The sequence below is a fragment of the Saccharothrix variisporea genome, from assembly GCF_003634995.1.
Taxonomy (GTDB): Bacteria; Actinomycetota; Actinomycetes; order Mycobacteriales; family Pseudonocardiaceae; genus Actinosynnema; species Actinosynnema variisporeum.
The window spans coordinates 631,026-654,167 of the sequence record NZ_RBXR01000001.1 but is presented as its reverse complement, the minus strand read 5'-3'; the positions used below and the strand labels follow the sequence as shown (position 1 = coordinate 654,167).

The following is a 23,142-nucleotide window of genomic DNA, read 5'->3' as shown; positions in this document are numbered from 1 at the left end:
AGGTTAAGCGGTGGTGTGGCGCAGGACGTGGACGCCGGCGGCGGTTTTGAGGTAGGCCCAGGTGGTGGTGCCGTCGGTGGCGAGGCCGACGTGGGAGGCGGAGGTGCGGGCGAGGTCGTCGGGCAGGGGGTGTTCGGTCCACTCCTGCCCGGTCCAGTGGTGGTAGGCGGGGCGGGTTTCGAAGGTGTGGCGGGTGGCGCGCACGCCCCAGGTCCAGCGGGCGGCGACGCCGTGGAGGCTGAGGCGGTCCTCGTCGGTGGGTGGGGGGACGGGGTGCCAGCGGTCGCCGTCGTAGTGGTGGATCTGGAGGCCGTCGGCGTGGCGGGCGTGGGCGAGCCAGACGTCGTGGGGTCCGTCGGCGGCGAGTGCGGCGATGTGGCCGTGGTCCAGGCGGGGGCCGTGCAGGTCGGTCCAGGTGGTGCCGTCCCAGTGGACGAGGACGGGGTACTCGTAGGTGGCGGGTCCGGCGCCGGTGAGTCCGCTGCCGCCGGCCCAGACGTCGTCGGGTCCGCAGGCGGTGATGGTCTGGAGGGTTTCGCGGGCGGAGGTCAGGACGGTGGTGCGGGTCCAGGTGGTGCCGTCCCAGTGGAGGGTGTCGGCGCCGGTGCCGACGACGTGGACGTCGTCGGGGGTGATGGCGGCGACGGCTTTGGCCCAGGGGATGCGGGGTGTGGTGACGGTGTGCCAGCGGGTGCCGTCGTAGTGCAGGACCAGGGGGTGGCCGGCGGTGTTGCCGACGGCCCAGACGTCGTCGGGCGCGGCGGCGGAGATGCCGGCGAGGCTGGCGGCGGTGGGCAGGTCGGGCAGGGTCTCCTCGGTCCAGTCGGCGCCGGTCCAGCGCAGGACGAGCGGGGTGGACGGGCGGCTGGTGAACACGCCGGTGGTGCCGGCGAGCCAGGCGTGGTCGTCGCGGGTCATGGCCAGGTCGGCCAGTGCGGTGCTGGGTGGGAGTTCGGGCACCGGCACGGGACGGAACAAAGCGTTGTCTCCCCCTCGATGGTCCCCCGACGCATCGACGTGACCACCTCACCGAGAGTGAGCCCGGTTCGGTATCCGCCGAACGGCGGTTTTGCGGTGGTTCCGGGGTGCGCGGCCGGCGGATCAGGCGCGGCTGTGGAGGTAGCGGCGTTCGGGGAGGCTTCGGGTGAGGGTGGCGGCTCGGGCGTAGTGGGGGCGGGCTTCGTCGTGGCGGCCGGCGAGGTCGAGCAGGTGGGCGCGGACGGCGTGGAGGCGGTGGTGGGCCTTGAGCGCGGGGTCGTGTTCGGCCTGGTCAAGGGCTTTCAAGGCGGGGTCGGGGCCGTCGACCATGGCTTGGGCGACGATGCGGTTGAGGGTGACCATCGGGCCCGGGGCGATGGCGTGGAGCAGGTCGTAGAGGGTCAGGACCTGGGGCCAGTCGGTGTCGGCGGCGGTGGGGGCTTCGGCGTGGACGGCGGCGATGGCGGCTTGGAGTTGGTAGGGGCCGACCGGGTGGGTGGACAGGGCGTGGTGGACCAGGGCGGTGCCTTCGGCGATCGCGTCGGCGTTCCAGAGGGTGCGGTCCTGGTCGGTCAGGGGGACCAGGGCGCCGTCGGGGGTGGTGCGGGCGGGGCGGCGGGCGTCGGTGAGCAGCATCAAGGCCAGCAGGCCGTCGGTTTCGCCGTCGTGGGGCAGCAGGCGGGTCAGGCGGATGGCCTCGGCGGTGAGGTCGACGCGGTGGAGGCGGTCGCCGGAGCTGGCGGTGTGGCCTTCGGTGAAGATCAGGTAGAGGACGTGGCGGACGGCGTCGAGGTCGCCGGACGGGGTGAACGTGGCGCCTTTGACCCGCTGTTTGGCGCGGCTGATGCGTTGGGCGATGGTGGCTTCGGGGACCAGGAAGGCGCGGGCGATCTCGGCGGTGGTCAGGCCGCCCACCGCGCGCAGGGTCAGGGCGACCTGGGACGGCGGGGTGAGGGCGGGGTGGCAGCACAGCCGGAACAGGGTGAGGGTGTCGTCCACGCCGGGGACCGGGTCGGGGTCGGGTGGGGTGAGGGTGAACGCGGTGTGCTCGCGGCGGGTGCGGGCGGTGTCCTGGCGCCAGGCCTCGACGCGGCGGCGGGAGGCGACGGTGACCAGCCACGCCTTGGGGTTGTCCGGTACGCCCTGCTCGGGCCACTGGGTGGCGGCGGCGAGGAGGGCTTCCTGGACGGCGTCCTCGCACGCGGCGAAGTCGCCGTGGTGGCGCACGAGGATGGCCAGCACCCGGGGCGCGAGGTCGCGGAGCAGGGGTTCCAGTGGCCCGGTCACGGCAGGAAGTCGTCGAGGGTCATCACCGGTCGCACCTCGACCAGGCCGAGCTGGGCTTCCGGGACGCGCCAGGCGATCTCCACGGCGCGTTCGACGTTCTCGCAGTCGACCAGGTAGAACCCGGCGAGCAGCTCCTTGGCCTCGGCGAAGGGGCCGTCGGTGGTGGTGCGCTGACCGTCGCGGACGACCAGGCGCTTGGTCTGGGCGTGGTCGGCGAGGGCTTCGGTGACGACGAGTTCGCCCGAGTCGGCCAGGTCCTCGTTGAGGCGCTCGTAGTCGCGCAGGCCGCGGGCGCGTTCCTCGGCGGACAGGGTGTCCCAGATGGCGCGGGACTCGGGGTTGCCGTAGATCAGGATCACGTATTTCACCGCGGGCCTCCGGGGGCGTGTCGAGAATCCGGTGCCAGCTTCTACGTCCCGGGTGAGCGGTGCCCGTCGGGGGTGCCGGAGCGGACGGGAGATCGACGTGGACGAGATCGGGGACCTGGTGGCGCGGCGGGCCGAGGCGATGCGCGCGGGGGACGCGGAGGCGTTGGCGGCGGACTACCTGCCGGAGGCGGTGGGGTTCACGCTCGCCCCGCCGCTGGCGCACCGCGGGTTGACCGACCCGGGGTCGCTGCGGGCGTGGTTTTCCACCTTCGACGGCCCGGTGGACTTCGAGGTGCGGGACCTGGAGGTGGTGGCGGGCGGGGACGTGGCGTTCTGCCACAGCCTCAACCGGTTGTCGGCGGTGCCGAAGGGGCACCCGGAGCGGTTCGACCTGTGGTTCCGGGCCACGACGGGCCTGCGGCGGGTGCAGGGCCGGTGGCGGATCGCGCACGAGCACACCTCGGTGCCCTTCCACATGGACGGGTCGTTCGCGGCGGCGGTGGGGCTGCGGCCCTGAGCGGTCACCGCGCCAGGACGCGGGCGAGGGTGTCCAGGGCGGGTCGCCAGGCGTGTTCGGCGGGGGTGCCGTAGCCGACGATCACGCCGCCGGGGCGGCCCGCGGGGTCGTGCCAGTGGTCGCTGAGGGCGCCGAGGGCCAGTCCCTCGGCGTTCGCGGCGGCCAGCACGGCGGCTTCGTCGGGGTGGGGGATCAGGGCGTGCAGGCCGGCGGAGACGCCCAGCGCGGTGTGGCCGCGGAGGGCGTCCAGGAGTTGGTCGCGGCGGCGGCGGTAGCGCAGGCGGCAGGAGCGGATGTGCCGGTCGTAGGCGTGGGTGGTGATCAGGTCGGCCAGCGCGAGCTGGGTGGGGGTGGCGGTGATCAGGTCGGTGTGGCGGCGGGCCTGCACGACCGGGTCGACCAGGCGGGCGGGCAGGACCAGCCAGCCCAGGCGCAGGCCGGGGCCCAGCGTCTTGGAGGTGCTGCCGGCGTAGACGACGTGGTCGGGGGCCATGCCCTGGACCGCGCCGAGGGGTTGGCGGTCGTAGCGGAACTCGCCGTCGTAGTCGTCCTCCACGACCACCGCGCCGGTGCCGCGGGCCCAGTCGACCAGGGCGTGGCGGCGGCGCGGGTGCAGGGGGACGCCGGTGGGGTACTGGTGGGCCGGGGTGACCACGGCGGCGGCGACGCCCTCGGGGAAGGAGTGCGCGCCGTCGCCGTCCACGGGCAGCGGGACGACGGTGCGGCCGGCGCGGCGCACGACCTCGCGGTGGAACGGCAGGCCGGGGTCCTCCATCGCGACCGGCCCGTCCAGCACGCCCGCCAGCAGCGCCAGCCCGTGCATGTAACCGCAGGTCACGACGATGTTCTCGGGGTCGGCGTGCACGCCCCGGGTGCGGCCGAGGTACTCGGCCAGGGCGTGGCGCAGCTCGGGCAGGCCGCGCGGGTCGCCGTAGGTGTGGACGGCGGCGGGTGCGGCGAGCAGGGCGCGGCGGGTGGCGCGCAGCCACGCGGTGGTGGGGAAAGTGGTGACGTCGGGGCTGCCGGGACGCAGGTCCAGGCGGGGCGTGGTGGTGTCGCGGCCGGTGGCGGGGGTGTCGGCGACGGGTCGGGGCAGGGCGGCGACCTGGGTGCCGGCGCCGCGCCGGGCGGTCAGGTAGCCCTCGGCGACGAGCTGGTCGTAGGCGGCGGCGACGGTGTTGCGGGCCAGGCCCAGTTCGACCGCGAGGCGCCGGGTGGCGGGCAGGCGCGCGCCGGGGGCCAGGCGTCCGCCGCGGATGGCGTCGCGCAGCGCGTGTTCCAGGCCGGTGCGGCGGCCGGTGCCCGGGTCGAGGTCGAGGTGGAGGTCCACACCCGAAGTGGCCCATGGTTGCGACACGGGATTGGACCTTAGCAAGGTGCCAATGGGTCACTAGGGTGTCGCCCATGATCACCCGCGAGGAGAAGGCGTCGGTGTTGCGCGCCCTGCACGTGCCGGGGACGCCGGTCGTGCTGCCCAACGTGTGGGACGCCGCGTCGGCGAAGGTGGTGGCGGCCCGGTTCCCGGCGATCGCGACGGCCAGCGCCGCGGTGTCGTCGTCCCTGGGGTACGGCGACGGCGAGGACATGCCCGCCGACGAGGCGTTCGCGGCCGTGGCCCGGGTGGCGCGGGCGGTGGACGTGCCGGTGACCGCCGACGTCGAGCGCGGCTACTCGCTGGCCCCGGCGCAGATCGCCGCCCGTCTGGCGCAGGCGGGCGCGGTGGGCTGCAACCTGGAGGACTCCGAGCCCGCCACCGAAGCCATGATCGACCTGGACGCGCAGGTGGAGTTCCTGGGCGCGGTGCGCGCCGCCGACCCGCACCTGGTGCTCAACGCCCGCGTGGACGTGTTCGTGCACGGCAGCCGGGACGTCGAGGAAGCCGTCACCCGCGCACGCGCCTACCTGGCCGCCGGCGCGGACTGCGTGTACCCGATCGGGATCCCGGCCGACCGGGTGGAGGAGTTCTGCCGGGCCGTCGACGGCCCGGTCAACGTCGCCCACACCCCTGACGGCCCCACCCCGGCGCGGCTGGGCGAGCTGGGCGTCGCGCGGGTCAGCTTCGGCCCCGGTCTGCAGCGGGTGCTGCTGGCCAAGCTGGAGCAGTTGGTCGACGTGGTCCACGACGGGGGTTCGCCGTACCGGCGGTAGAGGCGCGCGCCGCCGGTGCGGTGCCGTCCGGGCGGATAATGGCACGACCCGCCCGGGCGGCACCACTATCCTGATCGGCAGCATGAACACCACCGCGCACCCCGACCTGCACCGACGCCTGTCCGACCTGATGACCCGGGACCAGCGGCGGCTGCGTCGGCGGCTGGAGGGCGCGAAGAAGATCCGCGACGACAAGGCGCGCGCGGCCGTCCACGCCGAGATCGCCGCCGAGGTCGAGCAGGCCGAGCTGCGGGTGGCGCTGCGCCGCGAAGCCGTGCCGAAGATCACCTACCCGGCCGAGCTGCCGGTCTCCGCGCGCAAGGACGACATCGCCGCGCTGATCCGCGACCACCAGGTGGTGATCGTCGCCGGCGAGACCGGGTCGGGCAAGACCACCCAGATCCCCAAGATCTGCCTGGAGCTGGGCCGGGGCGTGCTGGGCCAGATCGGCCACACCCAGCCCCGCCGGCTCGCCGCGCGCACGGTCGCCGAGCGGGTGGCGCAGGAGCTGGACACCGAGCTGGGCTCGGCGGTCGGGTTCAAGGTCCGGTTCACCGACCAGTCCGGCGACGACACGCTGGTCAAGCTCATGACCGACGGCATCCTGCTGGCCGAGATCCAGACCGACCGGATGCTGTCGCGCTACGACACGATCATCATCGACGAGGCCCACGAGCGCAGCCTCAACGTCGACTTCCTGCTGGGCTACCTCAAGCAGCTGCTGCCCCGCCGCCCCGACCTCAAGCTCGTCATCACCTCGGCGACGATCGACCCGGAGCGGTTCTCCCGGCACTTCGGCGACGCCCCCATCATCGAGGTCTCCGGCCGCACCTACCCCGTCGAGGTCCGCTACCGCCCGATCGTGGACCCCGACGACCCCGACGCCGACCCGGACCGCGACCAGACCCAGGCCATCTGCGACGCCGTGCGCGAGCTGCAGGCCGAAGGACCCGGCGACGTGCTGGTGTTCCTGTCCGGTGAACGCGAGATCCGCGACACCGCCGACGCCCTGGCCGCCCTGGACCTGCCGTCGACGGAGATCCTGCCGCTGTACGCGCGGCTGTCCTTCGGCGAGCAGCACCGCGTGTTCCAGCCGCACCGGGGCCGGCGGGTCGTGCTGGCCACCAACGTCGCCGAGACCTCGCTGACCGTGCCGGGCATCAAGTACGTGGTGGACCCGGGCACCGCCCGCATCTCCCGCTACAGCAACCGGCTCAAGGTGCAGCGGCTGCCCATCGAACCGGTGTCCCAGGCCTCGGCCAACCAGCGCAAAGGCCGCTGCGGACGCGTGTCCGAAGGCATCTGCATCCGCCTGTACAGCGAGGACGACTTCGACGCGCGCCCGGAGTTCACCGACCCGGAGATCCTGCGCACCAACCTCGCCTCGGTCATCCTGCAGATGACCGCGATCGGGCTCGGCGACATCGCCGCGTTCCCGTTCATCGACCCGCCCGACGCCCGCAACATCAACGACGGCGTGCAGTTGCTGCAGGAACTGGGCGCGATCGTGCCCGCCGAGCAGAAGCTCACCCCGCTGGGCCGCAAGCTCGCCCAGCTCCCGGTCGACCCGCGCCTGGCGCGGATGGTGCTGGAAGCCGACCGCAACGGCTGCGTCCGCGAGGTCATGGTCATCGCCGCCGCCCTGTCCATCCAGGACCCGCGCGAACGGCCCAGCGACAAGCAGCAGGCCGCCGACGAGCTGCACGGCCGGTTCAAGGACCCCGACTCGGACTTCCTGGCCTACCTCAACCTGTGGAACTACCTGCGCGAACAGCAGAAAGCGCTGTCGTCCAACCAGTTCCGCAAGCTGTGCCGCAACGAGTTCCTCAACTACCTGCGCGTGCGCGAGTGGCAGGACATCTACCAGCAGCTGCGCCAGGTCGCCAAGACCATGGGCGTGCACGTCAACGAGCAGCCCGCCGACCCGCGCGGCATCCACGTCTCCCTGCTGTCGGGCCTGCTGTCCCACATCGGCGTCAAGGACGTGCTCAAACGCGAACCCGGCAAACGCCAGGCCACCGAGTACCTGGGCGCCCGCAACGCGAAGTTCGCGATCTTCCCCGGCTCGGCGCTGTTCCGCAAACCCCCGCAGTGGGTGATGGCCGCCGAGCTGGTCGAGACCTCCCGGCTGTGGGGCCGGATCGTGGCCCGCATCGAACCCGAATGGGCCGAGAAACTCGCCGAACACCTCGTCAAACGCACCTACAGCGAACCCGCGTGGGACGCCAAGCGCGGCGCGGTCATGGCGATGGAGAAAGTCACCCTCTACGGGGTGCCCATCGTCGCCGGCCGGCGGGTCAACTACGGGCGCATCGACCCCGTGGTGTCCCGGGAGCTGTTCATCCGGCACGCCCTGGTGCAGGGGGAGTGGACCACCAACCACAAGTTCTTCCACCGCAACCGCGCGCTGCTGGAAGAGGTCGCCGAGCTGGAGAACCGGGCGCGGCGGCGCGACATCGTCGTCGACGACGAAGTGCTCTACGACTTCTACGACCAGCGCGTCGGCGCGGAAGTCGTGTCCGCCCGGCACTTCGACACGTGGTGGAAGAAGACCCGCTGGGTTGATCCGGACCTGCTCACCTTCGACAAGGCCATGCTGGTCAACGCCCGCGCCGAGGTCGAACCCGACGCCTACCCCGACCAGCTCACCCGCGGCGGGCTGACCCTGCCCCTGTCCTACCGGTTCGAACCCGGCGCGGCCGTCGACGGCGTGACCGTGCGCCTGCCGCTGCCCGCGCTGACCACCCTGCCCGACGACTCCCTGTCCTGGCAGGTCCCCGGCATGCGCACCGACCTGGTGGTCGCCCTGATCCGGTCGCTGCCCAAGACCATCCGCCGCAACTTCGTGCCCGTGCCCGACGTCGCCGCCGCCGCGCTGACCGGCATCAACCCCGACGAACCCCTGCTGCCCGCCCTGGAACGCCAACTCGCCCGGCTCACCGGCGTGGTCGTGCACCGCGAGGACTGGCAGCTCGACCAGGTGCCCGAGCACCTCAAGCTCACCTTCCAGGTCGTCGACGAGCAGGACCGCGAACTGGCCCAGGGCAAGGACCTGGGGGCGTTGAAGCAGCAACTGCGCGGCCGGCTGCGCCAATCCCTGGCCGCCGCCGCGGCGAGCCTCACCCGCACCGGCATCGTCGCCTGGGACTTCGACGAGCTGCCGCAGACCGTGCGGGAACAGCAGTCCGGCATCACCGTCACCGCCTACCCGGCGCTGGTGGACAAGGGCGACAGCGTCGCCATCGAAATCCTCGACACCCCCGGCCGCCAGGCCCACGCCATGCGCGCCGGCACCCGCCGCCTGCTGCTGCTCACCGTGCCCTCACCGGTGAAGATGCTGCAACGCGGCCTCACCAACGCCGAAAAACTGACCCTGACCCGCAACCCGCACGGCGGCGTGGCCGCCCTCCTGGCCGACTGCATCTCCGCCGCCGTCGACCACCTCGTCACCTCCGCCGGCGGGCCCGCGTGGAACGCCCGCGGGTTCGCCCGCCTGTCCGACTACGTCCGCAAGTACCTGGGCGAAACGGTGTTCGACGTGGTCCGCGAGGTCCGCAACGTCCTGGAGGCCGCGCAGGAGGCGGAACTGCGCCTGTCCGGCGTGCGCGGCGGGCCGTACGAGGAGTCCCTGGCCGACATCCGCGCCCAACTGGCAGGCCTGGTCCACAAGGGTTTCGTCACGTCAGCCGGCGCGTCCCGCTTGTCGGACACCCACCGCTACCTGCAGGGCATCTCCCGCCGCCTGGAGAAACTGCCCACCAACCTGGCCCGCGACCGCGAGTGGATGGACCGCATCCACCAGGTCCACGCCGAATACCGCGACCTGCGCGCCACACTGCCCGCCGACGAGCCGCAGCCGGAGCTGGACGAGGTGCGGTGGATGATCGAGGAACTGCGGCTGAGCTACTTCGCCCAGACCATCCCCACCCGGGGCAGCGTGTCGGACAAACGCATCTACAAAGCCCTCGACGCCATCCCCCGCTGACCCCGGCTTTCTGTCGGACCCCCGTGGGACGATGGAACCGGGGGCCGGAGGCCACGCCTCGGCTTCGGGCGGGCGCCTCGGCTCCCGAAGCCACGCCTCCCGAACCGCCGAGGGCCGCCGCGTCGAGGGCTGCTCAGTCTTCCGCCAGTTCCTCGGTCGCCGCCCGCCCGGCCTCCGTGGTCCGCCGCAGGAAGTCGCCCAGCAGCGCCAGTTCCTCCTCCGAGTAGCCGGCCAGCAGGTCGTCCATCGCCGAGTTCATCCCCGCGTACAGCCCGAACAGCTCCGCGTTGCGGTCCTTCACCGCGCGCACCAGCACCGCCCGCCGGTCCGGCCCGTCCGGGTCCCGCTCGCGCGTCACCCACCCGCACTTCTGCAGCCGGTCCAGCACGCCGGTCATCGTCGCCGGGTGCAGGCCCGCCCGCCGCGCCAGGGCGGACGGGGTCAGCGGGCCGTGTTCGAGCACCAGTTCCAGGCAGTCCAGGTCCACGTCCCGCAGCCGCAGCCGCGCTCCCACCTGGTGGTTGAGCAGCGACAACTGGTTGCGCAGCTCCCGCAGCGACTGCTTGATCCCCGCCGCTGCCCGCCGCCGCGCCCGCGCGTCCCCATCTCCTATGGAACTCATATGATATGGTCTCCGTATCGCATCCGTCTCGCACGAAATCGTATCCGGAGAACCCATGACCGTCCTCGTCACCGGCGCGACCGGCACAGTCGGCCGCCACCTCGTCCACCAACTGCTCGCCGAAGGCCACCAAGTCCGTGCGCTGACCCGCGACCCGGAGCGGGCGGACCTGCCCGAAGGCGTCGAGGTCGTGCGTGGCGACACCACCGACGCCGAGTCGCTGCGCGCCGCGTTCACCGGGGTCACCGCCGCCCACCTGATCAACTTCGGCCACACCTACCGCCCGCTGACCAACGGCGCCGCCATCGCCGCCCTCGCCGAACAGGCGGGCGTCCGCCGCGTGACGATGCTCGGCGGCTGGGAGGAAGGCACCCTCGAACCCGCCGTCCGCGCCTCCACCCTCGAGTGGACCCAGCTGCGGCCCGGCGAGTTCATGGCCAACACCCTCGACGACTGGGGCCCACCGCTGCGCGCCGAAGGCGTGGTCCGCGAACCCCACGGCGACCGGCCGAGCGCACCCGTGCACGAAGCCGACATCGCCGCCGTCGCCGCCACCGCCCTCACCCGGGACGGACACCACGGCCGCACCTACCCGCTCACCGGCCCCGAAGTGATCACACCCCGCGACAAGGTCCGCCACCTCGCCGAAGCCACCGGCCGCGACCTGGTCTTCGAAGAACTCACCCCCGACCAGGCCCGCGCCCTGTGGACCGAACAACCGCCCGCCCTGCGGATCTTCCGGATCGCCCCCGGCGGCCCGGCGGAGAAGGCCGCGTTCGTCGTGGACCTCTACGGGCAGATCCCCGACGCCGGCCGCACCACCACCGACACCGTCGAACGCGTCACCGGCCGCCCCGCCCGCACCTTCGCCCAGTGGGCCGTCGAACACGCCGACGCCTTCCGCCCCACGAGCTGACCGCCACCGTTGCCGCGCCAGCTGACCGCCACCGTTCCCGCGCCGACCCGCCCGCGAGCACTCCGGCGCGGTCACCTCCCGGTGGTGTCGCACGCGGCTCAGGGCACTCGGTGCAGGGTGATGGTCGTCCACGCGCCCACGTGGACGCGGTCACCGTCCTCGAGCGGGCGCGGGGTGTTGGGGCGCAACGGGTTCGGGTCGTCGTTGACGGTCGTGCCGTTGGTCGAACCCAGGTCCACCACCGACCACCCGTCACCGGCCGGGACCAGCAGGGCGTGGCTGTGCGAGACCCCCGCGTCCTCCGGCGGGCCGACCAGGTCGACGGTGGGGAAGATACCGCGCGACCGGCTGCGACGGCCGATCGTGACCTGCGCGCCGACCAGCTCGAAGCGGCGCGGCGGGCAGAACTCCGGGAAAGCGACGGCCGCGGCGTCCGGGCCGCCTTCCGCGACCACGCGGTCGTAGTAGGCGCGATCCGCCTCCACCGTCACGTGCCAGCCCGCCCTCGGCCCACCCGCGCTTGCCCCGCCCGTGCTCGGCCCGCCTGCACCCGGCCCGCCCGTACTCGGCCCGCCCGTACTCGGCCCGCCCGCGGTGTGCGCGGCGCGGCCTCCGGCCCCCGCTTCCATTGTCCCACCGGGGTCTGACAATTCCGGCGGTCGGGCTGCGGAAGGGGTGGGGCTGAGGGAGTCGTGGCCGCATTCCTCGCAGAAGCGGCCCACCCGGGGTGCGCCGCACGCCGCGCAGCTCTCCTCCGCCGGGGCCTCGACCCGAGCCTGGGCGGGAGCGGGCGGTGGGGGAGGAGCGGTGATGGCCGCGCCGCAAACGTCGCAGTAGTCGTCGGTGGCCGAGGTGTGGCCGGACGGGCAGGTGGCCATGCCGCTAGCCCTTCCCGACCCGGCGGGTCACCGTGGAGCGGGTGTCCAGGGTCATCTCGTCGGCGTCGGCCACCCGCGCGCGCAGCCGCACCGTCCCGGTCGCCGGGTCCTGCACCTCCACGACCTTGGCCAGCAGTTTCGCGGTGTCCGTGCGTCCCGACTCGTGGGCCAGCTTCACCGCCCGGCCCAGCCTCGCCGTCGCGGTCTCGGCATCGCCCGCCTTCCTCGCCTCCAAGCCCTCCTGGATCGCCGACGCCAGCTCCGCCTGACCCGTGTGGTGCGCGACCTCCGGGCTGATCCGCGTGGACAGCGCCGTGTCGTCGGTCCACACCGCCAGCACCCGGCCCTGCCCGAGCACGTCACCGCCGGGGGAGACCAGGCTCGCCCGCGCCGCCAGCATCCGGTCACCGACCTTCGCCGGCTTGACCCGCACGCACAGGTGGTAGTCGCGGCTCTCCCCGCCCGCCCACGCGCCCGTTGGGTAGTCCCCGGTGCGCACCCCCGACTCGGTGCGCCGCCCGGTCAGGTCCAGCAGCCCCGGCGCGGCCTGCTTGAGGAACACCACCTCCGCGCCCTCCGGCGTCCACAGCCGCAGCGACACGTCGGCCACCGCCTTGCCCATCGCCGCCGCCGTCATCGCCCGGAAGTCCTCCGCCAGCCACGCCGGGTCGGCGACGATGTCCACCGTCCCCAGCATCGCCTCGGAGATCCGCCGCAGCTCCGACACCTCCCAGTCCGTGCCCACACCCCGGCAGTCCACGGTGAACCGGCCCGCCACCTTGTCCAGCGTCCGCCCCAACTGCTGCGGCGTCTCGTGCTGGTTCTGCCCGTCGGTCAACAGGATCGCGTGCCGCGGCCCGGAACCGGTGTGGGTGGCCAGCACGCGGTCGGCCAGCAGCAGCCACCGGCCCATCGCCGTCCCGCCGTCCGCCCGCAACCGCGCCACCGCCTGCTTGGCCGCCGCCCGCGTCTGCGGCGACGCCGCCACCAACCCCGACCCGCGCGGGTACACGACCTCGGCTTCGTCGGTGCCCTGCACGACCGCGAACACCACCCCGTCGCGCAAGGTGTCGATGGCGACCTCGGTGGCCTGCTTGGCCGCCGCCAGCTTCGTCGGCGGGTACCGCATCGACCCGGACGTGTCGATGATCAGCACCTCCGCCGCCCCCTCGACCGGGACGGGCGCGGCGGTCCCCGTCGCCGACACCGTCAGGATCGCGTCGACCCGCGCTTCCCCCTCGGGCAGGTACTCGTTCTGGAACACCTCGACGCCGAAATCAAGCCCCATGCCCACCCCGCAGCGTCACGACCACGACCGTGATGTTGTCGTGGCCACCGGACTTCAACGCGACCTCCACCAGCTCCCGCGCCACCTCGATCGGCGGCACCCCGCGCGGCAGCACCGCCAGCAGGTCCTCCGGCTCGGGCAGGTAGTTCCACAGCCCGTCGCTGCACAGCACCAGCAACCCCGGCGTCTCCACCCGGAAGGTCACCGCCTGCGGCCCGTCCAGCCCCGAGTCCGCGCCCAGCCACCGCGACAGCACGTGCGCCCGCCGGTCGGTCAGCGCCTCCTCCTCGGTCAGCACCCCCTCCGCGACCAGCTGCGCCGCCCACGTGTCGTCCGTGGTCAGCCGCGCCGCGCCCGCCTCGGCGACCAGGTAGGCGCGCGAGTCGCCCACCCAGCCCACCGTCGCGGTGTCGTCGGCCACCACCGCCGAGACGAACGTGCACGACGGCGCCACCTCCTCCGCGCCCGGCCGCGCCAACCGCGCCACCGCCGCGTCCGCCGCCAGCACCGCGTCCCGCGTCGCCGCCTCCGGGTCCGTGCCCGACTGCACGGCGGTCAGCAGCACGTCCACCGCCGTGTCCACCGCGACCTGCGAGGCCTGCTCCGCGCGCTCCGAGGACGCCACCCCGTCGCACACCACCGCCGCCACCCCGCGGCCCCGGACCCGCCCGAACGCCATCGAGTCCTCGTTGCGCTGCCGCCGCTTGCCCCGGTCGCTCACCCCGGCCAGGCCCGGCAGCACGAACTCCACCCGGTCCCGCGCCGAGGGCCGCGCCCGGCCGCAGCTGCCGCAGAACCCGTCCGCGTCGAACGACTCCCCGCCGCACGCGCACCGCGCCGCCGCCTCGGGTCCACCCACGGTCGTGCGCTGCACGCGCAGGTTCCGTCCGCACTGCTCGCAGAAGCGGTCCTGCGGCGACACCGCCGCCGCGCACTCCGGGCAGGTCTCCATGCTCATCCGGTGCTCATCTCGAAGGGGTTCGTCGTTCCGGGTCACAGTTCCGGGTCACACCAGGGTCCTGGGTCTGACCGCGTTCGCGCGGTCCACCAGCGCGATCCGCTCCTCCGGCGTGTCGGCCAGCCGCGCCAGCTGCCGGTAGCAGCGCTCCAGACCCAGCCGCAGCCCCTGCTCGCTCAACTCGCAGCCCAGCAGCCGGTCGTCCGGCGGCGCGGAACCGTTGCGCGGCAACGACTCCAGCGCCGTGCGCAGCAGCTCCGCGGTCAGCCCGACCCGGCGCGCCACGTCCAGCTCCAGCCCCGACAGCCGCGCCCCGGCGGCGACCACGTCGGTCAGGTCCCCGCCGGCCCGTGTACCACTGATCTGGGCACGCACCGCCGCCACCTGCGCGGCCACGTGGTGGCTGGAGGTCTCGGGCACCGAGTGCAGCACCGCCACCGCCGAGTCCCGGTCACCGGCCGCGAGCAGCACCCGCGCCAAGCCGAACGCCGCGCTGACGTAGGCGTGGTCGGTGCGCCACACCACCCGGTAGAACGCCTCCGCCGCCGCCCGGTCACCGGCCAGCTCCGCCGCCACCGCCACCGCCAGCTTCGGCGCCGCCTCACCCGGCAGCACGTCGCACACCTGCTCGAACCGCTCCCGCGCCGCCGCCGCGTCCCCGCCCACCAGCGCCGCCAACCCCCGGTACCAGCCCGGCCGCCAGTCACCCGGCGCCGGGGCCTGCGGGTCGTCGGGGTCGAACAGCGACGGCGACTCCAGCTCGTCCAACTCCGCCACCGCCTCGGCCACCCGGTCCGCCTCGACCAACGCCCGCACCACCTGCAACCGCACCTCGACCGTCGTCACCGGCGCCGCCCGCAACGCCGTCACCAGCTGGTCCGGGTCGCCGGTCGTCGCGGTCGCCAGGAAACCCGCCGCCGGGTCCGCGGTGTCCACCTGCGGCACCGGCAGGCACCCCGCCACCGCGCACGCCCCCGGCGCGCCCTCCGTGCCGAACGCCCGCCGCTCCGGCGTGAACTGCCGCGACAACCCCGGCCGCGGCACCTCGTCCTGCTCCGCCAACACCTCCCGCAGCACCCCGGTCAACTGCTCGGCCATGTCCTCGGCCGAGGCGAACCGCTGCTCGGGGTCGCGGTGCGTGGCGCGCAGCAGGAACCGGCGGAACGAGTCGTGCCGCCGCAGCACCGGCTCGTCCTCCGGCAGCGACTCCTTGTACCGGCCGCGGAAGTCGAACTGGAAGCTCATCACCGCCAACGCCCGACCCACCGTGTACAGGTCGGAGGCCACCGACGGGCCGACCGCGCCGATCTCGGGCGCCTGGTAGCCGATCGTGCCGTAGATGGGGGAGTGCCGGTCGTCCACCCGCCGCACCGCGCCCAGGTCGATCAGCTTGAGCTGCTCCTCGGTCTGGATCACGTTGTCGGGTTTGAAGTCGCAGTACAGCAGCCCCACCCCGTGCAGGTAGCCCAGCGCGGGCAGCACCTCCAGCGCGTAGGCGATCGCCTGCGCCACCGGCAGCGACTCCGTGCCGGTGCCCGCCGCCCGCATCGCCTTGATCATGTCCTTGACCGAGGTGCCGCCGACGTACTCCATCACGATGTAGTCGACCAGCTCGCCGGTGCGCCGGTCGGCGTGCCGCACGAAGTTGTGGATCTTGACGATGTTCGGGTGCTCCACCTCGGCCAGGAACCGCCGCTCGGCCATCGCCGCGGCCATCGCGTCGGCGTCCCCGGAGTCCAGCAGGCCCTTGAGCACCACCCACCGGTCGCTCACGGCGTGGTCGGCGGCCAGGTAGATCCAGCCCAGCCCGCCGTGCGCCAGGCACCCGAGCACCTCGTACTGCTCGTGCAGCACCTCACCGGGGTCGAGCTTCGGGGTGAAGGAGAAGTGGTGGCCGCAGTGCGGGCAGAACCCCTCCACCCGACCCGGCCGACCGTCCCGACCGCGACCGACCTCCTTGCCGCACGAGGAGCAGAACCGCTTGGCCTCGGGCACCTCGGGGTTGTCCAGCACGGCCGTCTTCGGGTCCCGGTAGGGCACCCGCGGCACCTCCACCAGCCCCGCGCCCAACCGGCCACGCCCCGACGAGCGCGTGGACAGCGGACGCGACCGGCCCGCCGACGACGTGGCCGCCGTCCAGGGCGCGGTCCCCGGCCCGGAGTCGAAGTCCGGCGCCGCCGCCGCGGTCCCCGACGAAGCAGCGCTCCCCGAGGACGCGGCCGAAGCAGTGCGCGCGGAGCCGCCGGCCCCCGTGGCCTGCTCGCCCGCACCGGCTCGCCCAGCCACGCCGCCCACTGCCGCTCGCCCGCCCGCGCGGGCCGCGCCCGCCGGCACCGGGGCCGGGGCGGTCTCGGTCAACACCGGGGCCTCCAGGCCGCAGCGGTCGCAGAAGCCGTCGTCCTCGATCCGCCCGCCGCAGCCCGTCCGCGGACACGTCCTCATCGCGCCCCCTCCGTCCGGTCCAGCACCGCGCGCTGGTAGCGGCCCACCGCGACCGTCCCCGCCCGCAGGTCGCACGGCACCGCGGTCAGCACCTCGCGCGCCGCCCGGTGCAGCGCGGACAGCTCCGGGTCCTCGGCGTGACCCCGGGCACCGGCCTTCGCGCGGTAGGCGTCCAGGCGTCCACGCAGCTCCGAGCGGCGCGCCAACGACCCGGACAGGTGCTCCAGCACCGCCCTCACCCGCGCCACCACGGCCTGTGCCGCCGATTCCACCCCGGCCACCTCCGCTTCCCGCACCTCAGGAAAACGCACCCGCAGCGCCTCCAGTGCCCCGCGCGGCCCGGAAACTTCCGGTACCCCGGGATGATCGCCGACGATCGTCGCCACCACCTCGCGGCGCACCGCGAGCGCCTCCGCCCGCAGCTCCTCGGCCTCCGCCAACCGCCGCGCCACCGCCTCGACCCGGCGGGCGAAACCCTCGTGCAGGTCCGCGACCTCCGCCACCCGGCGCGCCAGGTCCGCCACGCCCGGGTCGTCCTCCAGCGGGTCGGACACCGCGCGGGCGCGCGCGGCGGCCACCTCCCGGCGCAGCTCCTCCACCCGCGACCCCGGCAGCCCGGCCAGGCGGCGCTCCACCGGGTCCAGCACCGCCAACCGCTGCGACCACGCCCGGTGGACCTCCTCGAACAACGCGGTCACCTCGGCGTAGTGCGCCTTCATCCGCGCCACCAGCTCCGCCACGGTCACCCGCTCGGCCGCCACCGCCGGCGAGGTCAACGTCCGCACCGGCACCGCCGCCGACAACACCACCTCCGGCCCGGTCAGCAGCCGCACCAGCTCCGCCTCGTCCCGCGCCGCCCGCACCCGGTCCAGGAACAGCCGGTAGGTGTCGAACCACTCCCACAGCACGACCACCGCCGCCTCGGCCCCCGCCCACCGCGCGGCCGTCGCCCCGGTCACCCCGGAGGCGCGCAGCAGCAGGTGACCGGGGTGGTCCTCCATGGCCAGCAGCGCCTGGGCCACCCGGTCGCTCTCCGCCAGCAGCCGCGCCACCTCCGCGCCGGTGTCCACCGTCAGTCCCGGTACTTCGCGACCGGCGGCGGGGGCGGCTCACCCAGCCACCGCCGGTGGATCGCCGCCCACGTGCCGTCCGCGCGCAACCGCTCCAGCAGGGCGTTGACGAACCGGACGAAGTCCTCCGACGCCTTGGGCATCGCCATCCCGTACGGCTCGGCGGTGAACTTCGGCCCGACGACCTTCGTGTACGGGTCCTGGGCGGCGAACCCGGCCAGGATCGTGTCGTCGGTGGAGATCGCGTCCACCTGCCCCTGCTGGAGCATCACCAGGCAGTCTGTCCAGTTCGGGACCTCCACCGCGATCGGCCGCGAAGGCGCGTTGGCGACGTTGACCAGCGACGAGGACCCCTTGGTCGCGCACACCTTCTTCCCGCCCAGCGACTCGATCCCGGTCACCTCCGACGAGGAGGGCACCAGCACCCGCTGCCCGGCCTGGTAGTAGACGGTGGAGAAGTTCACCTTCTGCCACCGCTCGCAGTTGATCGTCATCGTGCGGACGACGATGTCCACCTCGCCCTTCTCCAACGCCGGGATGCGCTGCTCGGAGGTCAGCACCTTGAACTGGATCTTCTCCGGGTCCCCGAACAACGCCCGCGCGACCTCGCGCGCCATGTCGACGTCGAAGCCCTCCAGCTGCCCGGAGAACGGGTTGCGGAACCCCATCAGGTAGGTGTTCTGGTCCACCCCGACCCGCAACCGGCCGCTGCGCACGATCCGCTCCATCGTGGACCCCGCCGGCATCTGCCCCGCCGCCGGCAACTCGCCCTGCGGGCGCAGGCTCGCCGTCGCGTCGCACGAGGGCACCGCCGCCGCGGCGGAACTCGGCGGCGCGGTCAACTCCGAGGCGTCGTCGGGCCGGGGCACCACGGCCGACCCGCCCCCGATGTCCGGCGCCCCGCTCGGCACGGGCGCACACGCCACCCCCACCGCCGCGACCACCGCAACCAGCACCGCCCGCGCCCGCCCGGCCGACCACCACCGCCGCGCCCGCGACCCGCCCGCCCGCGACTTGCCTGCCGACCACGACCGGCCCGCGCGCCACCCGCCTACCAGCCACCACCGGCCCGCCGCCTCCCACCAGCCAGCCGCACACCCTCCGCCAGCCGCACGGCCTCCGCCGGCCGCACGGCCTCCGCCGGCCGCACGACTAGAACTGTCGGTCCCCCGTGGGACACTGGAACCGGGGGCCGGAGGCCGCACCGCGCCACGCACCACCGCGCCACGCCACCCGCCGGTCATCGGTACTCCTTCAACCGCTGCCACAACCCCGCCGCCACCGCGACCGCCGCCACCAGCGCCAACAGCACCACCGCCGGCACCGCGCCGGTCAACGCGCCCCGCGCCCCCGCGATCCGCTCGGTCAACCGCGCCCGCGCCTGCGCCAACGACGACCGCAGGTCGCCGTCCAACGCGTCGAACGCCTCCGCCGCCCCGTCCGGCCCCGACCCCAGCGCCAACCCAACCGCCGCGGTGTAGTCACCGCGGTCGTCGGCCTCCCGGACCCGCTGGTGCGCCTGCTGCCACCGCTCGAAGTGCGTCATCGCCGCCCCCGACCCGGCCCGGTCCAGCAACCCCCGCAGCTCGTCCGACGCCGCCCCGAAACCCTTCTCGTACACACCGCCGCTCCCGCGCGCCACCAGCGTCAACGTCTCGTCGCGCCGCGCGGCCAAGGTCTGGATGCGCGCCTGCGCCAGCACGTCCACCACCTCCGCGTCGTCCCGGCTCGACGACGCCCCCGACACCGCCACCACCGACGCGCCCAACACCCACAGCAGCGACACCACCGACGCCGCCGTCGCCGCCACCAACCCCACGTTGAGCAGCCGGTTGGTCTTGCGCGTCAGGTACCGCTGCGCCGCCACCAGCGCCCCGAGCAGCACCGCGCCCAACAGCAGCTCCAGCCACGGCAGCGTCGTCGCACCGCCCAGGTCCCGCACGACGTTGGCGTCCTCGGCCCGGTACAGCGACTGCGCCGCCGGCAGCAACCGGTCGCGCATCAGCGTCGAGGCCTCCCGCAGGTACGCCGCGCCCACCGGGTTGCCCTGCCGGTTGTGCGCCCGCGCCGTCTCCACCAGCCCCGTGTAGACCGGCAGCTGCTGCGACAGCGTCGACAACGCCTCACCCAGCTCCGGCGACCGCGTGATCTCACCCGTCGCCGTGGACAACGCCGCCGCGGCCTTGGCCACGTCCGCCTCGTAGCGCTGCCGCAGCGTCGCCGACTCCACGCCGCCGGACAGGAACGCGCTGGCCGCCGTGGCGTCGGCGTCGGCCATCGCCCGGTAGACCTCCTGCGCGGCGAACGCCAGCGGTTCGCTGCGGTCGGCCAACGCGGTCAACGCGTCCGAGCGCCGCTGCACCGAGGCCGCCGTCAACGCGCCGACCAGCACCGTCAGCGCCACCAACCCCAGCGCCAGCAACGTCAACCGGCCCGGCGTGCTGCGCGCGAGCCCGGTCACCCGGCGCACGGGGTTCCGCTGAGCCTCGACCAGCACGACCGCCCCCTTTCCGAGGTGATCGGCGCCACACGCCGCACCGTTAGCGTAGATCCGCCGTGATCGGCCCGGGGCCCGTTCGGCTGCGGTTAGGCTCGACGCCGTGTTGGTCTTCGCGCACCTCAGCGACACCCACTTCGACGGCGGAACCCGCGCCACGGTCCGGGCGCGTCGCGTCCTGGACTACCTGAACGGGCTGCCGGGACCGCTGGACGCGATCCTCGTCAGCGGCGACATCGCCGACCACGGCCTCACCTCCGAGTACGAGTTGGCGCGCGAGCACCTGACGTCGAAGGTCCCGGTCTTGCTGCTGCCGGGCAACCACGACGACCGCGGAAACTTCCGCCAGGTCCTGCTGGGCGGCCCGGCGAGCGACGCCCCGGTCAACCAGGTCGAGAAGATCGGCGACGTGGTCTTCGCGCTGTGCGACTCGTCCATCCCCGGCCGCTCCGACGGCCTGCTCGCCGAGGAGACGCTGGACTGGCTGGACGGGGTGCTGCGGCAGGGCGCGCCGACGTTCGTGTGCTTCCACCACCCGCCCGTGACCGTGCACCAGCCCGACCTCGACGCCATCCGCCAGTTCGGCGAGGACCGCCTGGCCGCCGTGCTGGCCCGCCACGACAACGTGGTGGGCCTGCTGTCCGGCCACGCCCACACCGCCGCCGCCTCCACCTTCGCGGGCCTGCCGCTGCGCGTCGCACCGGGCGTGGTCAACACCCTGCTGCTGCCGTGGGAATCCGACAAGATCATCGACGTGGACCTGCCGCCCGCGGTCGCCTTCCACGTGCTGTCCGACGACCTGCGCCTGACCACCCACTACCGGGTCGTGGCCTGAACGTTGCGGATCTTGGCCCGCCCCCGGCTGGCCGCCGCCGGACACCTCGATGAGGATCGCCGGTCATGAGCACCATGCGCGCCATCAGCCAGGACCGACTCGGCGGACCCGACGTGCTGCACGAGGTCACCCTCCCCAAGCCCACCCCCGGCCCTACGGAGGTCCTGGTCCGCGTCCACGCCGCCGGGGTCAACCCGGTCGACGCCAAGACCCGCACCGCCGGCGGCCTGCTCGGGACGCCGCCGTTCGTGCTGGGCTGGGACGTCTCCGGCGTGGTCGAGGAGGTCGGGTTCGGCGTGACCCTGTTCGCACCCGGCGACGAGGTCGTGGGCATGCCGGTGTTCCCGCGCCAGGCCGGCGCGTACGCGGAGTACGTCGTCGCCCCGTCCCGCCACTTCGTGCACAAGCCCGCCGCACTGGACCACCCGCACGGCGCCGCGCTGCCGCTGGTCGGCCTGACCGCGTGGCAGAGCCTGGTCGAGACCGCCGACGTCCGGCCCGGTCAGCGGGTGCTCGTGCACGCCGCCGCGGGCGGGGTCGGGCACGTCGCCGTCCAGATCGCCAAGGCCCGCGGCGCGCACGTCATCGCCACCGCCAGCGCGCCCAAGCACGACTTCGTCCGGTCCCTGGGCGCCGACGAGGTCGTGGACTACACCGCTGTGGACTTCGCCGAGGTCGTGCGGGACGTCGACGTCGCCTTCGACACCGTGGGCGGGGACATCGGCGCGCGCTCGGTGCCGACGGTCAAGCCGGGCGGCCTCGTGGTGACCATCCTCGGCAGCTCCCTGGACACCCTGAACGCCGCCGCGGCGGGCACCGACGTCCGCACCGCCGCGGTGCTGTGCGAACCGGACCGCCACGGCCTGCTCGCCCTCGCCGAGTTGGTCGAGCAGGGCTCCCTGCGCACCGAACTGGACACCGTCCTGCCCCTGGAGCAGGCCGCGAAGGCCCACGAACTGCTCGAGACCGGCCGCACCCAGGGCAAGATCGTGCTCACCACCTGACGACGACCCGGCGAAGCCGGCCGTGCGAGCCGCCGCAGGCGGCCCCGCCGAAGGCGGGTTGCAGTTGGGGCTTGTGCCAGGGCGGCCTGGCGGGGGCGGCGGGTGGGGAAACGCAACGCCACACACCCCACCCGAAGCCCCGCCCCACCCAAGACCCCGCCCCACCTCCTACAACCCCACCCCGCCCCCTACAACCGCTCCGGCAACGGCAACGGCAGCGCGGGCAGGCCGTCGATGCTGGCGTGGTTGTGCGGCTTGGAGTCGCAGTAGGCCCGGAACTGCTCGTCGGTCTTCCGCCCGAAGTGCTCGGCGTGCAGGGTCCGGTCCTCCCGGTAGTCCATGAACGGCACCGCGAACCCGCACGTGTCGCTGATCAGCTTCGCCGTCACGACCACCACCGCCCGCACCGCCGGCCCGTCCGCCTCCCCGAACCCCGCCGCCAGCTCGGCGAACCGCGGGTCGTCGCGGAACACCGGCTCGCCGGTCCCGTGCACCCGCACGATGTTCGGCGGGCCGTCGAACGCGCACCACATGAGCGTGATCCGGCCGTTCTCCCGCAGGTGGGCGATGGTCTCGGCGTGCGAGCCGCCGAAGTCCAGGTACGCCACCGTCCGCTCGTCCAGGACCCGCCAGGTGCCGGTGCGGCCCTTGGGGGAGAGGTTCACGTGACCGTCGGCCGCCAGCGGGGCGGTCGCGGTGAAGAACACCGGCTGGGACTCGATGAACTTCCGCAGCCTGCCGTCGATGCGCTCATAGACCTTGCCCATGATCGCCAGTATCCGCGTACCGGTAGCGCCGGACGGTAGAACTTTTCAGCCCGTGGAACCCGTGCACCCGCTCCCACCGCTCACCCACCCCCACCGACCCGCCACCCCGCTCGACCGCCTCGACGTGCGCCGCCGCCGACTCCCACTCCGCGTAGTTGAGCACCTTCGACCCGTCGTCGGACACGTGGAAGTGCCCGGAGATCCCGCCCGGCGGCAGGTCCTGCGAGTGGGCCAGGGCGTCCAGCACCAGGTCCACCCACTCGCGACCGGTCCCCGCCGCCAACTCGACCCGCACCAGCACCACGCACCCGGGCACCCGTTCCGACCGGGTCAACGACCGGTACCGGCGGTAGGCGGTGAACCCCTCCCTCGACACGACCGCGTCGAACTGCGCCACCGTCACCTCCTCGCCGTCCGAGCCACCGTCCGAGCTACCGCCCGTCCCCACCAGCCGGTGGGAGGCCACCAGACCGGCGGGCCGGTCGTCGAACTCGTCGGCGAACGGCGCCACCAGCAGCACGTCCGCGTCCTCACGGGCCAGATCAGGTCTCATGACCGGCACGCTACGAACCGGACATCCGT

20 protein-coding genes are annotated in these 23,142 nt (G+C 73.9%); 6 read left to right on the top strand and 14 right to left on the bottom strand.

What is annotated here, in order from left to right:
- Window positions 1–3: 3 nt before the first annotated feature.
- From DFJ66_RS02990 to DFJ66_RS02980, 3 genes are all read right to left on the bottom strand, one after another.
- Complete coding sequence (locus DFJ66_RS02990; RefSeq protein ID WP_147459155.1) at window positions 4–978, bottom strand: hypothetical protein; 975 nt, start codon at window positions 976–978, stop codon at window positions 4–6.
- Between the two features lie 123 nt (window positions 979–1,101).
- Entirely contained in the window at window positions 1,102–2,265 is a 1,164-nt protein-coding gene (locus DFJ66_RS02985; protein WP_246029553.1) for an RNA polymerase sigma factor, read from the bottom strand.
- Window positions 2,262–2,633, bottom strand: a complete 372-nt coding sequence (locus DFJ66_RS02980; protein WP_121217698.1) for a YciI family protein — start codon at window positions 2,631–2,633, stop codon at window positions 2,262–2,264. Before DFJ66_RS02980 ends, DFJ66_RS02985 begins: the two co-directional genes overlap by 4 nt.
- Window positions 2,634–2,730: 97 nt before the next feature.
- On the opposite strand from DFJ66_RS02980, the gene DFJ66_RS02975 reads away from it, so the two are divergent.
- Window positions 2,731–3,150, top strand: coding sequence for a YybH family protein (locus DFJ66_RS02975; RefSeq protein WP_342776938.1), 420 nt, complete (start codon window positions 2,731–2,733; stop codon window positions 3,148–3,150).
- Between the two features lie 4 nt (window positions 3,151–3,154).
- On the opposite strand, the gene pdxR is transcribed toward DFJ66_RS02975, so the two are convergent.
- Window positions 3,155–4,507, bottom strand: a complete 1,353-nt coding sequence (gene pdxR, locus DFJ66_RS02970; RefSeq protein WP_121217696.1) for a MocR-like pyridoxine biosynthesis transcription factor PdxR — start codon at window positions 4,505–4,507, stop codon at window positions 3,155–3,157.
- Between the two features lie 47 nt (window positions 4,508–4,554).
- Between pdxR and DFJ66_RS02965 the strand changes: the two genes are divergently transcribed.
- Together DFJ66_RS02965 and hrpA are read left to right on the top strand one after the other, a co-directional pair.
- Window positions 4,555–5,298 carry an isocitrate lyase/PEP mutase family protein gene (locus DFJ66_RS02965; protein ID WP_170199096.1) on the top strand — a complete coding sequence of 248 codons (744 nt, stop codon included), beginning with the start codon at window positions 4,555–4,557 and terminating at the stop codon, window positions 5,296–5,298.
- Between the two features lie 82 nt (window positions 5,299–5,380).
- Window positions 5,381–9,283, top strand: a complete 3,903-nt coding sequence (hrpA, locus tag DFJ66_RS02960) for an ATP-dependent RNA helicase HrpA (protein WP_121217694.1) — start codon at window positions 5,381–5,383, stop codon at window positions 9,281–9,283.
- Between the two features lie 133 nt (window positions 9,284–9,416).
- On the opposite strand, the gene DFJ66_RS02955 is transcribed toward hrpA, so the two are convergent.
- Window positions 9,417–9,905: a MarR family winged helix-turn-helix transcriptional regulator gene (locus DFJ66_RS02955; protein ID WP_121217692.1), complete on the bottom strand. Its 489-nt coding sequence runs from the start codon at window positions 9,903–9,905 to the stop codon at window positions 9,417–9,419.
- A 55-nt stretch (window positions 9,906–9,960) separates the two neighbouring features.
- On the opposite strand from DFJ66_RS02955, the gene DFJ66_RS02950 reads away from it, so the two are divergent.
- Entirely contained in the window at window positions 9,961–10,821 is an 861-nt protein-coding gene (locus DFJ66_RS02950) for an SDR family oxidoreductase (RefSeq protein ID WP_121217690.1), read from the top strand.
- A 98-nt stretch (window positions 10,822–10,919) separates the two neighbouring features.
- On the opposite strand, the gene DFJ66_RS43930 is transcribed toward DFJ66_RS02950, so the two are convergent.
- The 7 genes from DFJ66_RS43930 to DFJ66_RS02915 all read right to left on the bottom strand — a co-directional run bounded on the left by DFJ66_RS43930 (window position 10,920) and on the right by DFJ66_RS02915 (window position 19,954).
- Entirely contained in the window at window positions 10,920–11,312 is a 393-nt protein-coding gene (locus DFJ66_RS43930; protein WP_246029552.1) for an FHA domain-containing protein, read from the bottom strand.
- Between the two features lie 391 nt (window positions 11,313–11,703).
- A complete protein-coding gene (locus tag DFJ66_RS02940; protein WP_121230564.1) occupies window positions 11,704–12,987 on the bottom strand; it encodes a vWA domain-containing protein in 1,284 nt (427 codons plus the stop codon).
- A complete protein-coding gene (locus tag DFJ66_RS02935; protein WP_121217686.1) occupies window positions 12,977–13,945 on the bottom strand; it encodes a PP2C family protein-serine/threonine phosphatase in 969 nt (322 codons plus the stop codon). Before DFJ66_RS02935 ends, DFJ66_RS02940 begins: the two co-directional genes overlap by 11 nt.
- Before the next feature lie 48 nt (window positions 13,946–13,993).
- Window positions 13,994–16,387, bottom strand: coding sequence for a serine/threonine-protein kinase (locus tag DFJ66_RS44860; protein WP_281276597.1), 2,394 nt, complete (start codon window positions 16,385–16,387; stop codon window positions 13,994–13,996).
- Window positions 16,384–17,457 carry a hypothetical protein gene (locus tag DFJ66_RS02925; RefSeq protein WP_121217683.1) on the bottom strand — a complete coding sequence of 358 codons (1,074 nt, stop codon included), beginning with the start codon at window positions 17,455–17,457 and terminating at the stop codon, window positions 16,384–16,386. Before DFJ66_RS02925 ends, DFJ66_RS44860 begins: the two co-directional genes overlap by 4 nt.
- 2 nt (window positions 17,458–17,459) lie before the next feature.
- Window positions 17,460–18,413: a glutamate ABC transporter substrate-binding protein gene (locus DFJ66_RS02920; RefSeq protein ID WP_121217681.1), complete on the bottom strand. Its 954-nt coding sequence runs from the start codon at window positions 18,411–18,413 to the stop codon at window positions 17,460–17,462.
- A 284-nt stretch (window positions 18,414–18,697) separates the two neighbouring features.
- Window positions 18,698–19,954, bottom strand: coding sequence for a hypothetical protein (locus DFJ66_RS02915; RefSeq protein WP_121217679.1), 1,257 nt, complete (start codon window positions 19,952–19,954; stop codon window positions 18,698–18,700).
- 103 nt (window positions 19,955–20,057) lie between these two features.
- On the opposite strand from DFJ66_RS02915, the gene DFJ66_RS02910 reads away from it, so the two are divergent.
- Window positions 20,058–20,789, top strand: a complete 732-nt coding sequence (locus DFJ66_RS02910; protein ID WP_121217677.1) for a metallophosphoesterase — start codon at window positions 20,058–20,060, stop codon at window positions 20,787–20,789.
- A gap of 74 nt (window positions 20,790–20,863) precedes the next feature.
- Window positions 20,864–21,793, top strand: coding sequence for an NADP-dependent oxidoreductase (locus DFJ66_RS02905; protein ID WP_121230560.1), 930 nt, complete (start codon window positions 20,864–20,866; stop codon window positions 21,791–21,793).
- A 188-nt stretch (window positions 21,794–21,981) separates the two neighbouring features.
- Here DFJ66_RS02905 and DFJ66_RS02900 read toward each other — a convergent pair whose 3' ends face one another.
- Together DFJ66_RS02900 and DFJ66_RS02895 are read right to left on the bottom strand one after the other, a co-directional pair.
- A complete protein-coding gene (locus DFJ66_RS02900) occupies window positions 21,982–22,560 on the bottom strand; it encodes a pyridoxamine 5'-phosphate oxidase family protein (protein ID WP_121217675.1) in 579 nt (192 codons plus the stop codon).
- The gene (locus DFJ66_RS02895) at window positions 22,544–23,113 is read right to left on the bottom strand and encodes an antibiotic biosynthesis monooxygenase (RefSeq protein ID WP_147459154.1); all 570 of its coding nucleotides are present in this window, start codon (window positions 23,111–23,113) and stop codon (window positions 22,544–22,546) included. The genes DFJ66_RS02900 and DFJ66_RS02895 overlap by 17 nt, the downstream gene beginning before the upstream one ends.
- Window positions 23,114–23,142: the final 29 nt, after the last annotated feature.